This is a genomic window from uncultured Methylobacterium sp., assembly GCF_964242245.1.
Lineage (GTDB): Bacteria > Pseudomonadota > Alphaproteobacteria > Rhizobiales > Beijerinckiaceae > Methylobacterium.
The window spans coordinates 1-3,538 of record NZ_CAXTBY010000201.1; the positions used below are offsets into that span (position 1 = coordinate 1).

The following is a 3,538-nucleotide window of genomic DNA, read 5'->3' on the forward strand; positions in this document are numbered from 1 at the left end:
CTAGAGCATTTTCCATGATCTTCGGATCACGGAAGATGCTCTAACTCCTTATGTAGTCGCATTTTCTTCACGCGAGCCGGCATCCAACTCGCTGGAAAATGCTCTGGCGCGATCAGGATACGGCGGGCTCGACCGCGGCGGTAAGGATGCCGGCCACCTCCGCGGTGACGGCGTCGATCGGCTTCATGCCGTCCACGGTCCGGAGCATGCCGCCCGTCGCGTAGTAGGCCGAGAGCGGCGCGGTCTGGATGCGATAGGCATCGAGACGGGACTTGAACACCTCCGGGGTGTCGTCCCTGCGCACGGGCAAGCCGCGGGCGGCGGTCTCCTCCGCGCGGCGGGTGATCCGCCCGACCAGGGCCGCCTCGTCGACCTTCAACTCGACCACGGCCGAGAGTGCGAGGCCCTTCTCCTCCAGCATACGATCGAGCGCCTCGGCCTGCGCGACGGTGCGCGGGAAGCCGTCCAGGATGAATCCGGACCTCGCGTCGGCCTCCTCAATCCGGTCGGCAACGATGCCGACGACGATCGCGTCGGACACGAGTCCGCCGCTGTCCATCACAGCCTTCGCCTGCAATCCCACCGGCGTACCGGCGGCGACCGCCGCGCGCAGCATGTCGCCGGTGGAGAGCTGCGGGATGCCGAACCGCGCGACGATCCGCTCGGACTGCGTGCCCTTCCCCGCGCCAGGTGGTCCGAGCAGAATGATCCGCATGGCGTTGTCCTCGTCCGCGCCCATCTCACGGGGCTTCGTTGGCGGCCAGCGGCACCTCCCCGGCACCGCCTGTTCGCAATGTTTTTTAGCCGGTTCCTCAATCCTTACGAGCCGCAAGGAGCCAGCGAGCCTGAGGATTTCAGTGGGTGTGTCTCGGATACAAGCGAGGCCCGGTCAGCGCCGCCGCTGGACGGTGGAGGCGCCGCGGAGCTTGGCCTTCTTCACAAGCCCCTCGTACTGGTGCGCCATCAGGTGCCCGTGGATCTGCGCGACCGTGTCCATGGTCACCGAGACCACGATCAGCAGCGAGGTGCCGCCGAAGCCGAGGCTCGCCGAGGCGTAAGAGGCCAGGATCTCCGGCACGAGGCAGACGAAGGTGAGGTAGAGCGCGCCGATCAGGGTGATGCGGGTCAGCACCTTGTCGATGAAGGCCGCCGTGCGCTCGCCCGGCCGGATGCCGGGGATGAAGCCGCCGTGCTTCTTCAGGTTGTCGGCGGTTTCCTGCGGGTTGAACACCACCGCCGTGTAGAAGAATGCGAAGAAGATGATCAAGGCGGCGTACATGGCCATGTAGAGCGGCCGGCCGTGGCCGAGATACGCCGTCACGGTGGCGAGCACGCCGGTGCCCTGGTTCGCCGAGAAGCTCGCGACGGTGGCCGGCAGCAGCAGCAGCGAGGAGGCGAAGATCGGCGGGATCACGCCCGAGGTGTTGAGCTTGAGCGGCAGGAACGAGGTCTGGCCCTCGTACATCCGGTTGCCGACCTGGCGCTTGGGGTAGTTGATCAGCAGGCGGCGCTGGGCGCGTTCCATGAACACGATGAAGTACACGAGCGCGATCGCCGCGACGCCGACGCCGAGGATCACCGCCGAGGACAGGGCGCCGGTGCGCGACAGCTCCAGCGCGCCGACGATCGCGGTCGGCAGGTGGGCGACGATGCCGGCGAAGATGATCAGCGAGGAGCCGTTGCCGATGCCGCGGGAGGTGATCTGCTCGCCGATCCACATCAGGAACAGCGTGCCGCCGGTCAGCGTGATGACGGTGGAGGCGAGGAAGAACGGGCCGGGATCGATCGCGGCGCTGGAGCTTTGCAGGCCTATGGCGATGCCCCAGGACTGCACCAGGGCCAGCACCACCGTGAGGTAGCGGGTGTACTGGTTGATGACCTTGCGGCCCGACTCGCCTTCCTTCTTCAGGGTCTCCAGGCTCGGGATCACCGAGGTGAGGAGCTGGATGATGATCGAGGCCGAGATGTAGGGCATGATGTTGAGCGCGAAGATCGCCATGCGCTCCACCGCCCCGCCGGAGAACATGTTGAACAGCCCGAGCACGCCGCCCGACTGCTGCTGGAAGTTGCGCGCGAACTGCTCCGGGTCGATGCCGGGGATCGGGATGTAGGTGCCGAGCCGGAACACCACGAGGGCGCCGAGCGTGAACCAGATGCGCTTCTTGAGCTCGTCGGCCTTGGCGATGGCCCCGAAATTGAGGTTCGCGGCGAGCTGCTCGGCGGCTGAGGCCATGGCCTGTGTCCTGGTTGACGGTCCGAGGGCGCCGCGCGGCACCCTTTAGAAGCGGGAGCGGCGGCCACGCGCGAGGTTGCACGGGCCGCCGCTCGAAGCTTCCGAACTTAAGGGGTCGGAAACCGGTAAGCAACCGCGCTCAGGCGGCCGACTCGCCCTTGCCGCCCTTGCCGCGGACCGAGACACGGTCGCCGTAGACGACGGCGATGCTGCCGCCGGCCTTCTCGACCGCCGCGACCGCCGACTTCGACGCGCGGGTGACCTCGAAGGCCACCTTCGCGGTGAGTTCGCCGACGCCGAGCAGCTTCACGCCGTCCCGCGCCCGGGCGATGATCCCGGCCTGCACCAGCGCCTCGACCGTCACGGTCGCGGCGTGATCGAGCCTGCCCGCGTCGATCGCCTGCTGCACGCGGCCGACATTCACCTCGTTGAGGTCGGTCGAATACAGGTTGTTGAAGCCGCGCTTCGGCAGGCGCCGGTGGAGCGGCATCTGACCGCCCTCGAAGCCCTTGATGGACACGCCGGTGCGGGCCTTCTGGCCCTTCACGCCGCGGCCGGCCGTCTTGCCCTTGCCGGAGCCGATGCCCCGGCCGACGCGCATCCGGTTCTTGGTGGCGCCGTCGTTGTCGCGAATCTCGTTGAGCTTCATCGCGAGCCCTCCTCAAGCCGCGTCGTCGAGGACGCGCACGAGGTGCGCGACCTTGCGGATCATGCCGCGAACGGAGGGCGTATCCTCCAGTTCCGACACCCGGTGAAGCTTGTTCAGCTTCAATCCCACCAGCGTCTGGCGCTGGGAGGCCTCGCGGCGGATCGGCGAACCGATCTGCTCGATGCGGACAGTCTTGTCAGCCATGCTGCCCTCCCCTTACGCGACCGCGGCTTCGGACTGGTCGGCCGGGTCCGTGTTGGTGCGGCGCGCCTGGAGCGTCGACACCTTGAGGCCGCGACGACCGGCGACGGAGCGCGGGCTGTCTTCGTTCTTCAGCGCCTCGAAGGTGGCGCGCACGAGGTTGTAGGGGTTCGACGAGCCGAGGCTCTTCGCGACCACGTCCTGCATGCCCAGCGTCTCGAACACGGCGCGCATCGGGCCGCCGGCGATGATGCCGGTTCCCTGAGGCGCCGCGCGCAGGATCACCTTGCCGGCGCCGTGGCGGCCCTGCACGTCGTGGTGCAGCGTCCGGCCTTCGCGCAGGGAGATGCGGACGAGCCCGCGCTTGGCCGACTCGGTGGCCTTGCGGATCGCCTCGGGGACCTCGCGGGCCTTGCCGTGGCCGAAGCCGACGCGGCCCTTCTGGTCGCCGACGA

General features: G+C 68.1%; 5 protein-coding genes. All 5 read right to left on the reverse strand.

Annotated elements, in window-relative coordinates:
• Nucleotides 1-112: 112 nt before the first annotated feature.
• The gene (locus ACFE8Y_RS21255) at nucleotides 113-715 is read right to left on the reverse strand and encodes an adenylate kinase (protein WP_375466351.1); all 603 of its coding nucleotides are present in this window, start codon (nucleotides 713-715) and stop codon (nucleotides 113-115) included.
• Between the two features lie 174 nt (nucleotides 716-889).
• On the reverse strand, nucleotides 890-2,233 hold the full coding sequence (secY, locus tag ACFE8Y_RS21260) for a preprotein translocase subunit SecY (protein WP_375466352.1): 1,344 nt from the start codon (nucleotides 2,231-2,233) through the stop codon (nucleotides 890-892).
• Between the two features lie 139 nt (nucleotides 2,234-2,372).
• On the reverse strand, nucleotides 2,373-2,882 hold the full coding sequence (gene rplO, locus ACFE8Y_RS21265; protein WP_375466353.1) for a 50S ribosomal protein L15: 510 nt from the start codon (nucleotides 2,880-2,882) through the stop codon (nucleotides 2,373-2,375).
• Between the two features lie 12 nt (nucleotides 2,883-2,894).
• On the reverse strand, nucleotides 2,895-3,086 hold the full coding sequence (gene rpmD, locus ACFE8Y_RS21270; RefSeq protein WP_375466354.1) for a 50S ribosomal protein L30: 192 nt from the start codon (nucleotides 3,084-3,086) through the stop codon (nucleotides 2,895-2,897).
• A gap of 12 nt (nucleotides 3,087-3,098) precedes the next feature.
• On the reverse strand, nucleotides 3,099-3,538 hold a 440-nt coding region (rpsE, locus tag ACFE8Y_RS21275), incomplete at its 5' end, for a 30S ribosomal protein S5 (RefSeq protein ID WP_375466355.1).